Genomic DNA, 17857 nt, shown 5'->3' on the forward strand with positions numbered 1-17857 from the left:
ATTCTAAAACTGGTTACCTTGAGGGGTCTTACCCTCAATTCGCCAGCAGTATCCTTCAAGAAGTCGGGGATCTGGGCAGCAACTTTTGCTATACAGACCGATTCAGTGCTTACTGAGGTAAAAACTCATCATTTATGACTTCTGGTAGTTGGTATGGACACATCACAGGAAAGGATTCGACTGACAAACCAGTTTCAGCTTTTGCCTGCTTAACCGCTTGTGCATAACACTCCGCAAAGACGCTCTCAAGATAGGATTTGAGACTAGGCGAATCATTTAGAGCTTCTTTGACATGTCTACGATGTTCAATGATGCTTCCTTCCCAGCTACCACTTTTTTTGTCCGGCTGAAACTGCCATTTGAGCAAATGCATCAGAATTACAATCAGATTACTCTTGAGACTCCGGCGCTCACTCCTTCCCATATTGGCAATTTCTTCAATTAGGTTCTCCCAGTCCACGTTTGCATAATCCTGACTTTGCAATTTTTCTACAGTCGTTTCTATCCATTGCAAGTAATCAGTCTCATATAGGGTTTGGGAATGTGCCTTTAGAGAAGACATGGCAGTTTCCATCAGAAATGTTTAGATAATATCTCGCATATCTTTACAATTAAGATCGGTGCGTTAACTCAGTATAACGCACCCTACTGACTCTGGAAGAATGCGATATTACCTACTTTCTAGGAAAACCAACATATTTTAGATTTTCTGGCGACCAATTTTGATAATAACGGGTTTTAAGCAATAGTTCTGAAGCTGTTTTAATACTTTTGTCAGTTTGGATAGTCAGATTTTTTATATCATAAATAAACTATCAATAAAGTCAGAGGTGACTTAATAATCACCTCAATCATTGCTTACCTGCGTATAATACTGGTTCATTCAAAAAAGTGGATTGATGAATCCATGAATCATGCACAAGGGTAATGCCACCTCCTCTATGATTACGCAATTCCAACCAACTTTGCGCTTAGTTCCCACATGCGATCGCCTTTGTCGTCATCACGGGCTTGAGGAGAGACTTTTTGAACAAAGGATTTGCCATCTTTTTTCTGGCGATTTCCCCAACTCCAATAGACACCGGATTGATTGTACTCAGGATCGGCAACCACCGCTGCAACCCGTTCTCCCGCCAATTCCTGAGACACGTATCCCCCAGTGATGTACTTCTGGAATAATGGGAAGATTTTTTGAAACAGGGGATAGTGGTTTCGGAATAGCGGCGTTTCTGCAACACATCCCGGATAGAGAGAATTGAAGATGATACCAGTTGACTTGTGATAGCGTTCATGCAGTTCCCGCATAGTTAGCACATTGCAAACCTTGCTGTCTTTGTAAGCTTTGACTGGTTCAAATTTCTTGCCATCAATCATCGTGATCGGCTCTTTAAACCCTTCTGCGAAGCCCTGCAAATCGCCCAAGTCGGGACGTGGTGGAATCTTCCCACCCAGTTCGTCTGGATTGTGCGTAACGGTTCCTAAAATGACGAGCCTTGGCTCTGAAGATGATGACTTCTTTAGATCCTCTAGCATCAGGTTGCACAATAGGAAATGACCAAGGTGATTTGTGGCGACGCTTAACTCGTAACCTTCTGGGCTTCGCAACGGCTCTTTTATTAAGGGCATATAAATTGCGGCGTTGCACACCAAAGCATCTAGGGACTTGCCACTTGCTCGGAAGTTCTTCACAAACTGTCGAACGCTTTCCAAGGAGCCAAGGTCGATATGTATGCTGGTATAACTGTTGTAGGGGATTTCCACAGCTTGAGCAGCTTTTTGTGCCTTCGCTAAATCCCGACAGGCCAATACCACATACCATCCCCTTTCAGCAAGAGCTTTTGCAGCATACAAACCCACCCCTGAAGAGGCACCCGTAATTACAACCGTTGGCTTCTGATGTTGTTCCATTCTGTTTAGCTTTTATTGACTGTCTCTAGGATCTCACACCAGTGAGTTTTACCAACTATTTTTGTCAACTTTAGTTTAAGACTTGGTAAGAAATAACCATGTAAATCGAGGTTTCCAGCTAATATTTTGCAGAAATATGAATTTCTTTTTCATATCCCCTTAATATCCCGGCTTAATAACAGCTCATTTGCTTAACCAATTTGTTAGTATCAGACTTTTCAGCAATGCTTAGAACCGTTTGAGTAAACGGAGTTATCTTTAGATAGCAGTCTTGTGGAATAAAAATTCCTTTAACTTCTAACTCCTAACTCCTGTCTTCTTCAAATAGCTCTTTGCCACACATGTCGCCCATCAAGCCCTTGCTTAATCCAACTCAGACATTCATATTCGGATTTGAATAATTTTGGAGCTGCAATATTATTCAATAACTCTGGTGGGTAATGGTCATAAAAACATTTGTCTTCTTCTTGGAAGATGATAATCAAATTGTTGCGATAAATGTAGCGAGACTTAAAACTATCCCCTCTATGAACAAACTCTGAATATTGATCAATATGTTCTTTAGCAATATCAACCATATTACTAACGTCACTTCCATAAATACCTGCTGGGTTTTCTGCTTTATGAAATTGGCTTCTGTGCCCAATTTCAGCTAGCAATTTATACGAATAAATCTCGTAATTATCCGCCTTGCCAAAAACAAATGGAATGATGAGATATCCTTTATATGAGACTGATTTTTCATAAAGAAGACGACTCATCTCAACCTCCTTTGGTGTAACTGCTCTTAAAAAATTTGCTGAAATCACATACACACTAAAAGTTAATACATTTCTGTTAGTTATATTCTCAGGCATCACATATACCTTGATCACAATTTAGCAAAGAGGGCTATCACCCCCATTTTTATGGAATGGGGAAGTATCAAGCTTTAACAGAAAAGTATTACAACACCAATTATCTACTAAATATGCTCACCATAAACTGAGTTGATTGGGGGGATGCTCAAGGTTATTCCAAGGTAGGGGTGGAACTGGTGTACCACTCTGTTCCAATAGCTGTTGGAAGTGACGGGCTGTGCTAGGCGATCGCGCTTCTATGGGACAATGGACAAAGAAATAAATACGCACTCCCATCTGTAACCATTGCTGAACCTGTCTCACCCACTCTTCCATAAATGGCTGATTCACTGATAAATTCGGATGAGAAATAAACCGAATCAGAGTAAAAGGTGCTGTCACACTCAATTGCAACGGTAATTTAGGTTTGCGTCGTTCCGATCGCAACTGGGGATCATCATCTCCAGTGTAAATGGGGCGTGAGTCTAACAGTACCCGTCCGACACCTAACTTTTCTAAAAGCGCCGTCAAATTACTAGCATGGGGTTCCTTGAACCAGTCGGGATGCCGAACTTCCACCGCTAGAGGTGCGTCTGTACGCGGCCAAGCTTCCAGAAAGTTGGTCAAATCATCAAGTAATGCAGGTGCATAGCTGGGTGGTAACTGGGCAAAGATTGGGCCGAGATGCTTACCTAAAGGGCGCATCCCCTCCAGAAATTTTAAAGCAGCCGGAATATAAGGTTGTAGCAATCCTTGATGGGTAATATCTCGCGGTAATTTCAGACAAAATTCAAAACCTACTGGTGTTTCAGCAGCCCAACGGGTTACAGTTTCTTGGTTAGGCACGGCATAAAAGGTGGTGTTACCTTCTACAGTGGTGAAGCGACGACTGTAGAAATGGAGAAAATCGGCAGTGCGAGTACCTTGGGGATAGAGTTCGCCTACCCAACCTTTATATGCCCAAACAGCACAACCGATAAAAAAGTTCACAGTGCCTAAAAGTCTTGAGGTATATATTTAATTTTACAGGTTGGTTGTAGGGATGGATGAAGTTAGGTCAGATTCCCGACTTGTTAAAGGATACTGCTGATCATTAAAATCGCAGATTTTTTTCTCAAAATGCTTGATTGCTTTCTGATTTCGGTAGATTCAGCAAGCAAAAAGGCATATTGCTTTCTCAAAATGCCTGTTTGCTTACTCATTTCAGTAGATTTAGCAAGTAAAAAGGCATATTGCTTACTCATTTCAGTAGATGGCCTATTCATTTTGGTGTTTTGGGCAAGCAAAGAGGCATATAAGTAATTGTCATGTTAAGTGGAGCGAAACATCTGTAAGATTCTTCTCTCCACTGGGTTCCGTACCCTGCGGGAACGTTGCGCGAACAGAATGACATTCCTGATTTTTTGACTTTTGCAAGAGGTCTATTGATAAATTGAACCATCAGGCATAATTGCCCCTGCTAAGTTAGTACCAACTAGTTTAACCAGAAGACGCTCACCAGAACGAATCCGCGCTCCCGTCAAGTCGGCTCCTCGCAAGTCGGCCCCACTGAGATCCGCGCCAATCAAATTAGCAGCGCGTAAATTCGCTTCCCTGAGATCGGCTAAAAGTAGGTTTGCCCGAAATAAATTTGCTTCAGATAAATTTGCACCTCTGAGGTTGACTTTGTGCATAAAAGTATCACTGAGATTAGCACCACTCAAATTGGCATAACTCAGATTTCTGCCAGATAAGTCTTTATTGCTCAAATTTGCCCGACTGTAGTCTTTGCCACTCAAGTCTGAGTTTTGCTTTGGTGGTTTCTGGGTTGTTTGAGATGGTTTTTCTTTTTGAGGTGACGGTGAGTTATGTGTGGTTTGATGTTTGGTTTTTAGAGAGCGCAACTTTTCACGAGCTTCATTTATGGCTTTCAGCTTGTCTTGTGCTTTCTGCTGTAAACGGAGATTGTCTTTGGGAATGCGATCGGGATGCCAAACAAAGACTAAATCTTTGTAAGCCTGGTTCACTTCTTCAAGTGTTGCCCCAGGCTCTAATTCCAAAACTCTATAGTACTGCTCCAGATCGCTCATACGATATTTTGGTGGACAATCAACTTAATTATCAGTGATGGAGCCGTCTATCCGCTGCATCTTTTGTCACTTCCTCTACTCCCCTGCTCCCTCATCTCCCCATCTCGCCATTTCTCCATCGAGCGATCGCTCTCAAATATGCTGTAACTGGAATCTGATAGACTTCAATAAAAATCCAAACAATAATTGATAAATGTGATAAGAAAGTTAATATTGTCCAAATATATGGCATCCAGGTAATAGGTTCCTTTAGTGTAGGAGGAAAATAGTAAGCTACTATGCCAATTAGAGTCGTGGGAAGAATTACAAAAACTGCTGCTGCTAGTCCATAACCCCAACCTAATTCCACACCTTCCAACTGGGCTTCTGTCCAACTAAACCCATTCCAACGCCAAGTTAAGGGTGGTTGCCTAGAAGGCATTTTGATTTGCTGTAGTTCTAGGTTGACTGTAAAAATCTCGTGACAAAAGTCACAAGCCATAGCTTCCATCAATGGCATATGATAAATCTTACCTATCCGACAGACTGGGCAGGGGTAAACTCCATGATAGTCGAAAGATTGGGCTAAGATTTTGGAACTAGGCATAATGAAACTGATGATCCTAAAAAGTTGATCTGCTCAATGAGGACTGGGGTAAGAATAATGTATGGCGATCATGAATTGTCTGCAATAAGCTTTCGCAAGGTGAGGTGACAAGTCAGGATAATTATATATTTTAACTTCTCAATCCTGGCTCTTTGAACTTATGAGGGACGGAAGTCACCGCTTAGAGTTCTCTGTGATTACCTTGAGTTAGCTGTATTCTATTCATTAAAGAATGGCCATATTTTGAATTTTTAGATTTTTCACAATTGATTTTTGATCATTTACACTACCCATTAGTCATGACACAACAATATTTGTTAACTTATATAACTTTGGTGATATCTAATGACAAGCCACTTTCTTCGTCTAGGCAAACAACCAACAAGTACTTCACCACACAATCAAAACAGGGCGTGATTTTGAATTATGCCAAGCGTTACTACTACTTTGTCAAGCTAGTTTTGAAGGTTTGTAGTAAAGACTTTAGTTCTTACTACCAACTTGCTTACCCATCAATTTCAACTTGACAGAGTACTAGTCTTGACTCCCACAGTTGTACTGAGTCTATCGCTTTTTGATGGTTTGTGGGGGTCTTGACACCGCCTACTCTTCCTGTTAATCTTACCTAAGATAGGTATAGTTATTAAGTTTTCCAGCAAAAGTCAAGCAAATGCTTAACACAAATTCCTACTTTTATTTTTGGTTTAAGGTGGTTCACCGGGGGTGAATCGAGTTTCCTAACGGAAACCGCCCGGTGAACCGCAGAGTGAACTCTGCGGTTTTTGTTTTTTTAAGGAGAATTTCATCGTCATGACTTATTTCAGTAGCTGGTTTTATGGCTTTTACTTTTGGCCCAGAGTAAGTTCCGGGTAAATAGCGTCATGCCAATGAATCAGAACGCGCCCGGAACTCTTAAAGGTTTCGGGCTTTTTTGTTGTTACTGGGGAGTGGGAGTAAGAATTTTAGATTAAAGAATTGAAATTTAATCCAAAATCTAAAATCCAAAATCCAAAATCCAAAATGGAATTTCCCAATACTTAATTTTTTAGGAGAATGAAACCATGATTAATGCCAAACTTGCCGCACAATCTCATCCGAACCACCAGACAATCGTTAAAATCTCAGAAAAAGTCGCTTTCGGGGGCGAAGAACTGGTAATTATCGGCGGCCCCTGCACCGTTGAAAGCTTAGAACAAATGGAGATAGTCGCCCAAAAGCTATCTACTGCATCCGTGCAGGGGTTGCGTGGCGGTGTCTACAAACCCCGCACCTCTCCCTACGCTTTCCAGGGTATGGGAGAGTCAGGATTGAAGATTTTGGCAAGGGTGCGATCGCATTACAATATGCCAGTTGTTACGGAGGTGATGTCAATTTCCCAAATTGAAGTAGTCGCCGCTCATGCTGATATGCTTCAAGTTGGTAGCCGCAATATGCAAAACTTTGACTTGCTCAAAGCTTTGGGACAAGCTGGTAAACCAATACTGCTCAAGCGTGGTTTAGCAGCGACAATTGAAGAATTCGTCATGGCTGCTGAATATATCCTCAGTTACGGTAATCCTGATGTGGTGTTGTGCGAAAGAGGTATCCGCAGTTTCGATGATTACACCCGCAACGTCCTAGATTTAGGGGCAGTGGCAGCACTCAAGCAAATAACTCACCTGCCTGTGATTGTAGATCCTTCCCATGCCGTCGGTAAACGGGAACTGGTGGCACCTCTGGCTAGGGCTGCGATCGCTTGCGGTGCAGATGGATTAATTATTGAATGTCACCCAGAACCAGAAAAATCTGTTTCTGATGCCCGTCAAGCACTTTCTTTAGAAGATATGGTGCATTTAGTTAATAGTTTAAAGCCTGTAGCCACAGCCGTTGGGCGCAGTATATCAGAAGCGATCGGGGCGGGTTTGGAACCTGCCCCGATTTTTTGTGCTGCTTAAATTTCAGTTGAGAATGTACTCTGTATATTAATGGAGTTAAAAGGCTCGTCATCCAGTTCAAAGACTCGTTAACGAGTATCAAAGGTGGATTCATCCAGTTCAAAGACTCGTTAACGAGTATCAAAGGTGGATTCATCCAGTTCAAAGACTCGTTAACGAGTATCAAAGGTGGATTCATCCAGTTCAAAGACTCGTTAACGAGTATCAAAGGTGGATTCATCCAGTTCAAAGACTCGTTAACGAGTATCAAAGGTGGATTCATCCAGTTCAAAGACTCATTAACGGAGTTCAAAGGATGAACAAGCATTAAAATTGCAATACGCTTAGAATAAGTCATTTTTCTCGCCCCGCTCTCCTTACCTCCTGCCTTCTTCACGCTCATATCAGTTTTGCTTTGAGGAATAAAGCCATGACTCAAGTCTTACGCAAACTAATTACATTTGATGAATTTGTTGCTCAATACCCAGACAACCCACAACAACGTTATGAACTGCATGATGGAGTAATTGTTGAGATGACACAACCAACAGGCGACCATGAAGAGGTCGTTGGATTTTTAGCTACAAAAATCACTTTAGAATATAGTCGCTTAAATCTTCCTTATTTCATCCCAAAAGCAGCATTCGTCAAACCACTTGAAAACGAATCAGCTTATTCACCAGATGTCCTGATACTAAATCAGCCTAATTTAGCAAACGAATCTCTATGGAAAAAAGCATCTACTGTAAGCCTTGCCGTATCTATTCCTTTAATAGTGGAGGTAGTGAGTACTAATTGGCGTGATGATTACCACAAAAAATACGCTGACTATGAACAAATGGGAATTCCTGAATACTGGATTGTGGACTATGCTGCATTGGGCGGTAGGGAATTCATTGGCAAGCCAAAAGAACCTACTATCTTGGTTTGCTGTTTAGAAGAAGGTGAGTATCTTATTAGTAAATTTCGAGGTAATGACCGTATCCAATCACCAACTTTCCCAGAGTTGAATTTAACCGCAGAACAAATTTTTCGCGCTGGTGTGGTCAGCTAAATTCACGGGGTCTATTAAAATTAGATCAGGAGTCAGAATTCAGGAGTTAGAATTCAGGAGTTAGAATTCAGGAGTTAAAAAGGAACCCACGCGCAATCGTTCACGCCGACCTACTTAAAATTATGTCTAATGACGCAATTATTCAATCTGAATTATTGGAATACAAAGCTGATAACGAGCAAAACTTCTGTCAGATTCTCACTGTACAAGAATTAAGTCTTCTAAACGATCGCTCCAACAGCAAAGGGCTAGTTAAACTGGCTTTTCATCTCACTGTTGTGGGTTGCAGTGGCTACCTGTGGGCAACGAATTTTGGCAATTGGTTGGTGGCTATACCACCACTGGTAATCTACGGCTTCAGTCTGGCTTCGATGTTTGCACCGATGCATGAATGCGTTCACAGAACGGCTTTGGCTAACAATCGTTTGAATGATGCTGTAGCTTGGTTTTCCGGCTTGCTCTCATTTTACAACAGTACGTTTTTTCGTCGTTATCATAAGTGGCATCACCGTTACACTCGCGTTCCTGACAAAGATCCAGAACTAACCGATCTCAAACCGAGCAACCTGGGCAAATACTTGTTGATAATTAGCGGTTTACTGTGGTGGTGGGGTAAAATACGGGGGCATTTTCAGGTTGCAACTGGTCAATTTGACGATTTTCCATTTGTGCCAGAAGCAGCACGAGCCGAAGTTATTCGTTCTACACGTTGGCAATTAGGTATTTATGCAGGTGCGATCGCTGTTTCAATTCTAGTTAATCAGCCTTGGTTTTTCCTGTATTGGCTGCTGCCCCTGTTTGTCGGTCAGCCAATTCTCCGGTTTATTCTGCTGGCAGAACATACAGGTTGCACTCTGGACGCAAATCTGCTCACGAATACCCGCACAACGCTGACCCTCTGGCCTGTGCGATTTTTCATGTGGAATATGCCATTTCATGCAGAGCATCATTTGTACGCATCAATTCCGTTCCATGCCCTACCAAAAGCACATCAGCAATTGAGCAAATACTTTACCCACATTGAACCTGGCTATCTGAAAGTCAACTGGAATATTGTGGCTAAATTCTGGTAATTGGTAGGATAACAATAAGTCTATTTGATTTTTATTTGTTCTAGACTCGACCTTAATGCACCTTTATCAGATCATGAAGAATGATTAAGAAAAACGAGTATAGACAAACATGATAAAAATGCTAGCTGAAAACTTGATGGGAATTGAGTCAAGATTACAAATTAATTGGGTTTGGCTAAATGCCAGCTTACAGTTTGCTAGTTGGGGACTTATTTCACTTTTACTTGCTGAGGTCTTGAGAGACACATACCATGCTTTGTGTCACCAAGTCAATTGGCTTGCGAAATGGCACAACAAGCACCACATGGCCTATCGCCGTGATTTATCGATAGTTTCCCTGAAAGTTTATCAAGAATCCCAGCTCTATCACGACATTTTAGAGTCGAGTCTACTGCTAGTGGTCTTGGTAGTCATTGCCTTAATTGTCCAACAAATGGGGTTATGGCTGGGAGTAGCTTATGCTTGCACCTTCTTATATGGCGCGTCTATGCGGTATTTTCAGGGAAAAATTGATACAGACTTCAACCACTTACCCGGCCCTTTAGAGACAATTCCATCCATTTGGTGGGTGAATCGGTCTTACCATTGGCGGCATCATTTTGATGATGTCAACGCTTACTACAGTGGTGTCTTTCCCTTAGTGGATAAAATTCTTGGCACAGGACTGTCTCTCAAGGGGAAAACCGTCGCTTTAACCGGAGCCTCAGGAGCGTTGGGGCAAGCGTTAGTGGGTGAACTTGTAAAAAATAATGCTAAAGTCGTCGCATTAACCACTAATCCAGAAAAATTAGTAGAGCAAGTTGGGGTGAAGGTGATTCCCTGGCAGTTGGGCAATGAAGCCAATTTGAGGGATAGTTTAGAGAAAGTAGATATTTTAATTATCAACCACGGAGTCAATGTCTACACCAGCCGCACACCAGAGGCCATCAACTCCTCATACGAGGTGAATACCTTTTCAGCATTGCGGTTGATGGATATATTTTCGACAACTGTAACAGGGCCACAAGCAAAAGCAACTAAGGAAATCTGGGTAAACACTTCTGAGGCTGAGGTTTCTCCAGCGCTGAGTCCGCTTTATGAACTCAGCAAGCGATCGCTAGGAGATATTGTTACCCTCAAGCGATTGGACGGGGATTGTGTAATTCGCAAGTTAATTCTTGGCCCATTTAAGAGTCAACTGAATCCTTATGGAGTGATGTCAGCACAGCAAGTTGCTCGTGCGATCTTATTTTTGGCACGGCGCGACTTCCGAAATATTATCGTGGCAATAAATCCTCTCACCTATCTGCTGTTTCCCTTAAAAGAAACTAGTACATCGCTATACTATCGAATCTTCAGCCGAACAGCGAAAAGTTAATAATTGCCAGATTATAAGCCAGTGACTATTTCAAATAGTTTAGGATCTCAGACTTGAGAACCTACAACTTTCGTAGGGTGCGTTACGCTGTCGCTAACGCACCTACTAAATTACACTTAATTAAGTAACTGCAAATTCAGTGTACTGTCTGATATCGACTGGTTGGAATGCGAGAACAATTTGATTTTTAGGAATACCAGCGTTAACAAGTTCAGTGGCTATACCGTATTCTGTACCGTCTCTTTGAATCCAGATTTTATCGTTGATGATGTCAATATGGACTAAGCAACCATGCACCCGTTGATTATTTTCCCAGCCTAATGTTAGTAGTAGGTAATGGTTGGCAGTTTGGTCTATAATTAGTTGTCTTTCTAGTTCTCCATAAGCGTAGGGGAGTTGGGCGTATTCGTTTAATATTTTTTGAATGATTTGGCGATAATTATCTAAGATATCCATTGCAGTACCACCTCTCGTTTTGAGTCAAAGACAAGGAAACAAATTTTATCTCAAGCAAATACGCAAAGGCAAAAAGTAAGAATACAAAAATATAGTAATATTTTAAATTAGTAATGTTTCTGGAAATATAAATAATTACTATGTCAAATCCAATTCTAATAAGTTTAAAAATTTATCTTGAACAATCTTGCTGTGATTTTTTCAGTAAGAGGCAAATAGACACTATTTTTTCAGGTGGAGGCTTTACCAGAGATGAATCAATAAATTTTGAGTATAAACGTGATTTAATAAATCAATACTATAAATCAGTCGATTGGGAAAGTCCAGTAATAATACCCAAATTGAATCAAGTTATAGAAACAATATTGTATTCTACTTATTTATCTGATGATGCAAAAAATAATTTTCGTAAAACACTATCAGACATTGGCTTTAAATTTGATGGAAATAGAGTAATTTATCAGCCAATTATACCTAATAATAGTTTATTTATATCACAATTTCCTGTGGGATTGCCATTTGGCAAACCTAAACCAGAGTTTGCTGTTCAAATTGATCAAGGTAGCCAAAAGTTAAAATTTGAATGGAAAAATGGTATTGGAATTATAGACTTTAATGTTTATCCTGATTTAACTTATCAAAAATTAGCACAAAATTTTAATTTACATTTAGGAACAACAGATACAAGTTTAAGAAGAGCCTTGAGAGACATGAATCAAACTGAATACGAAACAAATTTTTTTCTCCATTATGCTAAAACATTTAATATGGCTAATCAAAATATACCTATACTCATACCTCAAGCTTGGATACAGTGGCATTCACAATCAAAAAAATATTTAAATCCTACCTCATCTCTGAATATCAACGATATTTATAGGGTTGACTTTGTAGCTTTCTGGAAGAATAAAAAATTTGCTATTTTTATTGACGATATTAGTCATTATGCAACTCGTAAGCACAATCAGGAAACCTGGTTAGCTAGTGAAGAAGAATATTCTCAAAATATACAACAAGCTAGAAAATTGATGAAAGAAGGATGGTTTGTAATTAGATTTAGTAATTGGGAAATAAAACAAAAAGAATTACTTGATAAAGCTATGATTGATTTACAACAAATAATAGTCTTTTCTTGATGTTTTACTCTTCTTGCTTCGTGCTTTTATGGCTCATTCAATCAATCCATAACGCCGCACAAGAAAAAAGAGATAAGCTTTGGCTTATCCACAAAAAACCAACTAATCAATCATCAGGTTCACGATTCCCAAGAATTAATATACTCAACCTTCAACTTCAGTCGGTATAGAATACGAAAAAATTAAACAGATGCAAAACCAGTAAACTGCCGGACATAAGGCGATCTAAAACCTAAAACAATATCTGTTGTCGGCACACCTAATTCTACTAATTGATTAGCTATTCCTTCTTCAGTAAAATCGCGCTGAATCCAAATTTTATCATCCTTGATACTAATATGAATTGGGCATCCATACACTCTTTCTTCATCATTCCATCCTACATATATTAATAAGTAGCGATCGCGTTCTGTATCAAAGACAATTTCGGTATTTTCTAAATCTTCTTTGGGTTGCTCATTTGCATATTTAGAAATGATCCTTTTCACTAATTCCTGATAATCTAATTTTTCCATAATACTATCTCCTGTTTCTGAACATGAAAAACAAATAATTTGATTTCATACCGTTCTAATACACTTTGAATAAAAGAATCTATAAAAAACTCTTGGTAGATATCTTGAGATATTGCTAAATATAATACTCGTTCAGAGTCCTTTTGTTCTAATGCTACCCTGTAGTTCAAAAATTGGCCTATAGCTGTATGAAACTCTGAGATTGCTGACACCCCAATAAAACTTTTTACCTCTACTGCTATTTTTAGTTCATTTTTTTCAGCCGAAATTAACTTTTGCGCTCCTAAGTCTATTTTAATTCTAATTTGTTCAGAGAGTTTAAAAAACAATGGATCATGTGTAATTTTCCAGCCATCTTTTTCTAAGGCTACTTTCACAGTATTATGAAAAATATCTTTTGCTGACATGATATGCAAAACCTTAAACAGATGCAAAACCAGTAAACTGTCTCACATGAGGTGATCTAAAACCTAAAACTATATCTGTTTTTGGTACTCCCAATTCTACTAATTCATTAGCTACACCTTCCTCTGTCAAATCGCACTGAATCCAGATTTTTCCATTGATAATATCTATATGAATCACCGAACCATAAGTCCGTTTTTCACCTTCCCAACCTAGATGAATTACTAAATAGTGATTTTTTTGATTGTCAAATATTAATTGTATTTCCGTTCCCTTGGCTAAATGACTTTCTGTATGTCTTGCTAATACTGTCTGTACTAATTCAGGATAATTCATTCCTTCCATAAGATAACCTCCTGCTTGCTACTTTCAAATATCAATAATTTTAATTTATGTTCAGCAATTATTTCTTGAATCACAGGTATCAGGAAAAAAGCTGTATATATTTCATAACTAATTGCTAAATATAAAATACGATCAGGTTCTTCTTTTCTTAAAAGAGAACGGTAATTAAGTGTTTGTCCTAAAGCTGTATGAAATTCACTAATCGCTGATTTTCCCAAAAAAGATTTTATTTCAACTGCTATTTTGTGTCCTTCTTTTTCTGCTCCTAAAAGTCTTTCTGCACCTAAATCAAGACGAAATTCTATAGTATCTACTATAAATATTAAAGGATGATCAGTAATTAACCAACCATCTTTCTCTAAAGCTTACTTAACAGCATTATGAAAAAAATCTTTTGCTGACATACAAACTTACAATAACACCCTCCATCCTATTATATCCTCTCTCTATGGCTCTACATCTCTGCGAGAGAAACACAAAAAAAGGGATAAGCAAAACGCCTATCCCCAAAAAAATCAACTAATCAATGTATCAAGTTCCACTTGTCCAAGAATTGATGTACTCAATTTGATCTGCTGTCAAGCTATCAATCTTAATGCCAATAGCCTCCAACTTCAACCGAGCAATTTCTTGATCAACTTCAACAGGAATTGAGTGCAAACCAGGTTGCAACTTACCTTTATTCTTCACCAGGTATTCACAAGCCAAAGCTTGGTTCGCAAAACTCATATCCATAACTGCGCTGGGGTGTCCTTCAGCCGCAGCTAGGTTAATCAAGCGTCCTTGTCCGAGAACGACAACTGATTTACCATTTTTCAATTTGTACTCTTCAGTGAAAGGACGAACTTCTTTGATTTCCTTAGCATTTGCAGCCAAGTATTTCAAATCAAGTTCCAAGTCAAAGTGACCGGAGTTACAAACGATCGCACCATCTTTCATCACATCGAAGTGTTCACCGCGAACGACGTGCTTGTTACCAGTCACAGTGATAAAAATATCACCTTGGTGTGCAGCTTCAGCCATTGGCAGGACGCGGAAGCCATCCATTACGGCTTCAATTGCCTTGATGGGGTCGATTTCGGTGACGATGACGTTAGCACCCATCCCACGGGCGCGGAGGGCTGTACCTTTACCACACCAGCCATAACCGACGACAACAATGTTTTTACCAGCCAACAAAATATTTGTGGCGCGAATAATGCCATCTAGGGTTGATTGCCCAGTACCATAGCGATTATCAAAGAAGTGCTTGGTGTCGGCATCGTTGACGTTGACTGCGGGGAAGGTGAGAACGCCTTCTCTAAACATGGCACGTAACCGCACAATACCAGTGGTGGTTTCTTCGGTGCTACCAATCAAATCAGCAATTTGGTGTTGGCGGTGTTGGATTAAAGCCGCAACTACATCGCTACCGTCATCAACAATAATGTTGGGGCGATGATCTAAAGCTATTTGGACGTGGCGGTTATAAGTTTCGTTATCTTCGCCTTTTTGAGCAAAGACGGGAATTTCATGATCGAGGACGAGGCTAGCGGCTACGTCATCTTGGGTTGATAAGGGATTGCTAGCAATTAAAAGCGCATCTGCACCACCGGCTTTCAGAGCGATCGCCAAATGTGCTGTTTCTGTTGTAATGTGGGCGCAAGCTACAAGGCGTAAACCAGCGAAGGGTTTTTCGATGGCGAAGCGATCGCGAATTTGCCGCAAAACTGGCATTTCGCGTCCAGCCCATTCAATGCGCTGTCTTCCCAAGGCAGCTAGGCCGAGGTCTTTAACCTCGTGCTTTAATCGGGGAGAAGTTGCGGTCATCAAAAGTTTCCTCAAAAAATTAAAAAAGCTACGTAAAATTTACGCACTCTACTAGGTTATTCTACTACTGGCGATTTTTGCTTGTATTTAGCAAATCACTAGTCAAACAATTTTGGATTTTAGATTTGCAATTTTGGATTGACTACACCTACAAGGGGTGGGGCTTGAACCCATTTTTAATCCAAAATCCAAAATCCAAAATCTCAAATTGGCACGGTCAATAGTCCTCAAAACTAGCTTGACGTTTGATAAGCCGAATGTCAACTTCATCCCCAGGTTCTTCGTTTTTGTTTTATGTTTGGTAAGAGTAAGACTCTTCCAAGGCTTACCTGCTGATTCTAAGTACATTGTCATCTGTCTAAAGATAGATAAATTGCAAAAACATCATCTAAAGGAAAACCTCAACTTTAGATAAGTACATTTACCCAAAGTAATTGCGGAGGATGGTTAGAGAAGTAGTCATTAGTTGATTTTAATCAAGGAGGTGTTTGAGTGCGCTTTCAATTTTTGGCGATCGCTAGTTCAATGGCCATAGCCGTTGTATCTGTGCCCAAAGCCACAGCCCAGATTCCTTTTTTACCGCAGCTGCAAGCTCCCAGCAGTGTGAGTAATGATTCAAATGATCGAGTTGTTTCGGGCTGGATTTATTTAGATGGTCGTCGGTTATTTCAGATAGCAGCATCAAAAGCCAACTTTCCTGAGCGTTCAGAAGATATTCAAAAGAAGTTGCAGAAAATTGGCCAAAATTACTTTCAATCACCAGCAAAAACAGCAGTCAAGGTAGAAGTTCGCAAAGTAAACGAATTACCAGTAATTTATGTGAACGGTCAATATCTGATGACCGTCACTTCTGAAGATGCTGGACTGCGACAGGTAGATATATCGACATCGGCAAATCAAGTGGCCGAAGCGTTAGAAGAAGACTTGCAAGAAGCAAAGCAAGAAAGACAAACTCAATTTTTAATCGGCCAAGGTAAAATTGCTGCGGGCATCGGACTAGCAATGATTGTCATGAGTTGGGGGGTATATAGCTGGGAGCAGCGTGACAAAAAGAATTTATTATACCCCATTGCCTCCCAACCCCCCAGAGGGCCCCAAAACTCCCCAATTTCAACAGCAGCAGCTCAACCAATTACAACACAACTGAATCAACAGCAAAAGCAGCATCTCCAAGAAGTCAAAAGACGATTGTTTCAGCTAAGTCAAGCCGGAATTTGGGGAAGTGGAAGCTTCTTTATTTTGGGACTATTTCCCTATACACGAGGGTTTCAGCTAGGAATTATCACTGCCGCCCAATTTCCTTTGCGATTAGGTATCGTGTTCCTGGGAACCTATGTAGTGATTCGTTTTACCTACGCCCTAATTGACCGCTTCACCACCACTCTAATCAGCAGTGGTGCTTTCCTAACCCCAGAAAGTTCTGAACGGCTGCAACTGCGAGTTTCCACATTTTCTGGTGTGACTAAAAGCATCGCTACTGGTATCTGCGTGGGAGTTGGTATCTTACTAGCGCTGGTATCCTTGGGGATAGATATCGTTCCCTTGCTAGCGGGTGTCAGTTTAGTTGGTGTTGCATTGTCTCTGGCCTCGCAAAACTTAATTAAAGATGCGATTAACGGTTTTTTGATCATTCTAGAAGACCAGTACGCTTTAGGCGATGTGATTACTGTGGGAGACGTGGGAGGCTTAGTAGAAAATCTGAATTTGCGGATGACCCAAGTGCGGGATTCCGAAGGGCGCTTGATCACGATTCCCAATGGTGAAATTAAAGTTGTTGCCAATCTTTCTAGTCGTTGGTCACGAGCCGATTTAACGATCCCGATCGCGTACCAAGCCGATACAGAACAGGCTTTGAAGTTGATTGAAACTGTTGCCGAGAAAATGAATCAAGAAATGCAATGGCAGCGTCAAATTTTGGAACCGCCGCAAGTTTTGGGAATAGATCAATTTGGCGATCGCGGTTTGATTATTCGCGTCTGGATTAAAACACAGCCCCTCAAACAATGGGATGTAGCACGAGAGCTTCGCCGCCGCCTGAAAGTTGCCCTAGACGAAGCTGGAATTTCCATCTCTGTACCTCAACAAGCAATTTGGGTCAATGATGATCATTTGTTAAATTTTCAGGAGAATGGCAAAGCTAATTAGAATTTGGATTGATTACCGCATTTTTCAGTTGATTAGACCAAATCCTGACCTCTCTCATCCCAGGAGAGCAGGGGGATGAGGGGGACGAGGGAGAATATTGAACAAGTTTGTTTCTTCCTTGTCTCTTCCCAATGCCCAATGCCCAATGCCCAATCTTGCGCGATCGCCAACACTAAGCCCGAATAAATACTTATTATTAATAAAAAGCTACTACCTCACTAACCAGTCTTGAACTTTTCCCTGATTT

At 40.5% G+C, this 17857-nt stretch carries 19 protein-coding genes and 1 pseudogene; 7 read left to right on the top strand and 13 right to left on the bottom strand.

Annotated elements, in window-relative coordinates; all coding sequences use genetic code 11:
* Positions 1 to 109: 109 nt before the first annotated feature.
* The 7 genes from HWQ41_RS08735 to HWQ41_RS08765 form a co-directional block, all read right to left on the bottom strand.
* Complete coding sequence (locus tag HWQ41_RS08735) at positions 110 to 574, bottom strand: DUF29 domain-containing protein (protein ID WP_292761568.1); 465 nt, start codon at positions 572 to 574, stop codon at positions 110 to 112.
* 371 nt (positions 575 to 945) lie between these two features.
* Positions 946 to 1908 (bottom strand): protochlorophyllide reductase, encoded by a 963-nt coding sequence (locus HWQ41_RS08740; RefSeq protein ID WP_292761569.1) that lies wholly within the window; start codon positions 1906 to 1908, stop codon positions 946 to 948.
* Positions 1909 to 2228: 320 nt separating this feature from the next.
* Complete coding sequence (locus HWQ41_RS08745) at positions 2229 to 2669, bottom strand: hypothetical protein (RefSeq protein WP_292761634.1); 441 nt, start codon at positions 2667 to 2669, stop codon at positions 2229 to 2231.
* A 213-nt stretch (positions 2670 to 2882) separates the two neighbouring features.
* Entirely contained in the window at positions 2883 to 3737 is an 855-nt protein-coding gene (locus tag HWQ41_RS08750) for a DUF72 domain-containing protein (protein ID WP_292761570.1), read from the bottom strand.
* A gap of 83 nt (positions 3738 to 3820) precedes the next feature.
* Entirely contained in the window at positions 3821 to 3991 is a 171-nt protein-coding gene (locus tag HWQ41_RS08755; protein WP_292761571.1) for a hypothetical protein, read from the bottom strand.
* 177 nt (positions 3992 to 4168) lie between these two features.
* Positions 4169 to 4816 (bottom strand): pentapeptide repeat-containing protein, encoded by a 648-nt coding sequence (locus tag HWQ41_RS08760; RefSeq protein ID WP_292761573.1) that lies wholly within the window; start codon positions 4814 to 4816, stop codon positions 4169 to 4171.
* Positions 4817 to 4907: 91 nt separating this feature from the next.
* Complete coding sequence (locus HWQ41_RS08765) at positions 4908 to 5402, bottom strand: hypothetical protein (protein WP_292761574.1); 495 nt, start codon at positions 5400 to 5402, stop codon at positions 4908 to 4910.
* Between the two features lie 299 nt (positions 5403 to 5701).
* On the opposite strand from HWQ41_RS08765, the gene HWQ41_RS08770 reads away from it, so the two are divergent.
* The 5 genes from HWQ41_RS08770 to HWQ41_RS08790 all read left to right on the top strand — a co-directional run bounded on the left by HWQ41_RS08770 (position 5702) and on the right by HWQ41_RS08790 (position 10799).
* On the top strand, positions 5702 to 5929 hold the full coding sequence (locus HWQ41_RS08770) for a hypothetical protein (protein ID WP_292761576.1): 228 nt from the start codon (positions 5702 to 5704) through the stop codon (positions 5927 to 5929).
* Positions 5930 to 6463: 534 nt separating this feature from the next.
* Positions 6464 to 7336: a 3-deoxy-7-phosphoheptulonate synthase gene (gene aroF / locus HWQ41_RS08775; RefSeq protein WP_292761577.1), complete on the top strand. Its 873-nt coding sequence runs from the start codon at positions 6464 to 6466 to the stop codon at positions 7334 to 7336.
* 409 nt (positions 7337 to 7745) lie between these two features.
* Positions 7746 to 8369, top strand: coding sequence for a Uma2 family endonuclease (locus HWQ41_RS08780; protein ID WP_292761578.1), 624 nt, complete (start codon positions 7746 to 7748; stop codon positions 8367 to 8369).
* 122 nt (positions 8370 to 8491) lie between these two features.
* A complete protein-coding gene (locus HWQ41_RS08785; RefSeq protein ID WP_292761579.1) occupies positions 8492 to 9442 on the top strand; it encodes a fatty acid desaturase in 951 nt (316 codons plus the stop codon).
* 109 nt (positions 9443 to 9551) lie between these two features.
* Entirely contained in the window at positions 9552 to 10799 is a 1248-nt protein-coding gene (locus HWQ41_RS08790; RefSeq protein ID WP_292761580.1) for a bifunctional sterol desaturase/short chain dehydrogenase, read from the top strand.
* Positions 10800 to 10919: 120 nt separating this feature from the next.
* Here the strand turns inward: HWQ41_RS08790 and HWQ41_RS08795 are convergent, their stop codons facing one another.
* Positions 10920 to 11255 (bottom strand): XisI protein, encoded by a 336-nt coding sequence (locus HWQ41_RS08795; protein WP_292761582.1) that lies wholly within the window; start codon positions 11253 to 11255, stop codon positions 10920 to 10922.
* A gap of 140 nt (positions 11256 to 11395) precedes the next feature.
* On the opposite strand from HWQ41_RS08795, the gene HWQ41_RS08800 reads away from it, so the two are divergent.
* Positions 11396 to 12391 carry a hypothetical protein gene (locus tag HWQ41_RS08800; protein ID WP_292761584.1) on the top strand — a complete coding sequence of 332 codons (996 nt, stop codon included), beginning with the start codon at positions 11396 to 11398 and terminating at the stop codon, positions 12389 to 12391.
* A gap of 182 nt (positions 12392 to 12573) precedes the next feature.
* Here the strand turns inward: HWQ41_RS08800 and HWQ41_RS08805 are convergent, their stop codons facing one another.
* The 5 genes and pseudogenes from HWQ41_RS08805 to ahcY form a co-directional block, all read right to left on the bottom strand.
* Positions 12574 to 12906, bottom strand: a complete 333-nt coding sequence (locus HWQ41_RS08805; protein ID WP_292761586.1) for a XisI protein — start codon at positions 12904 to 12906, stop codon at positions 12574 to 12576.
* Positions 12894 to 13313 carry a XisH family protein gene (locus tag HWQ41_RS08810; protein ID WP_292761588.1) on the bottom strand — a complete coding sequence of 140 codons (420 nt, stop codon included), beginning with the start codon at positions 13311 to 13313 and terminating at the stop codon, positions 12894 to 12896. Before HWQ41_RS08810 ends, HWQ41_RS08805 begins: the two co-directional genes overlap by 13 nt.
* Before the next feature lie 13 nt (positions 13314 to 13326).
* Positions 13327 to 13656: a XisI protein gene (locus tag HWQ41_RS08815; RefSeq protein ID WP_292761589.1), complete on the bottom strand. Its 330-nt coding sequence runs from the start codon at positions 13654 to 13656 to the stop codon at positions 13327 to 13329.
* A pseudogene (locus HWQ41_RS08820) lies at positions 13644 to 14060 on the bottom strand (XisH family protein). Before HWQ41_RS08820 ends, HWQ41_RS08815 begins: the two are co-directional and overlap by 13 nt.
* A 127-nt stretch (positions 14061 to 14187) precedes the next feature.
* Positions 14188 to 15465 carry an adenosylhomocysteinase gene (gene ahcY / locus HWQ41_RS08825; RefSeq protein WP_292761591.1) on the bottom strand — a complete coding sequence of 426 codons (1278 nt, stop codon included), beginning with the start codon at positions 15463 to 15465 and terminating at the stop codon, positions 14188 to 14190.
* A gap of 492 nt (positions 15466 to 15957) precedes the next feature.
* On the opposite strand from ahcY, the gene HWQ41_RS08830 reads away from it, so the two are divergent.
* Positions 15958 to 17610, top strand: coding sequence for a mechanosensitive ion channel family protein (locus HWQ41_RS08830; protein ID WP_292761593.1), 1653 nt, complete (start codon positions 15958 to 15960; stop codon positions 17608 to 17610).
* Positions 17611 to 17857: the final 247 nt, after the last annotated feature.

The organism is Nostoc sp. NOS(2021) (assembly GCF_017115025.1).
In the GTDB taxonomy this organism is placed as follows: Bacteria; Cyanobacteriota; Cyanobacteriia; order Cyanobacteriales; family Nostocaceae; genus Nostoc.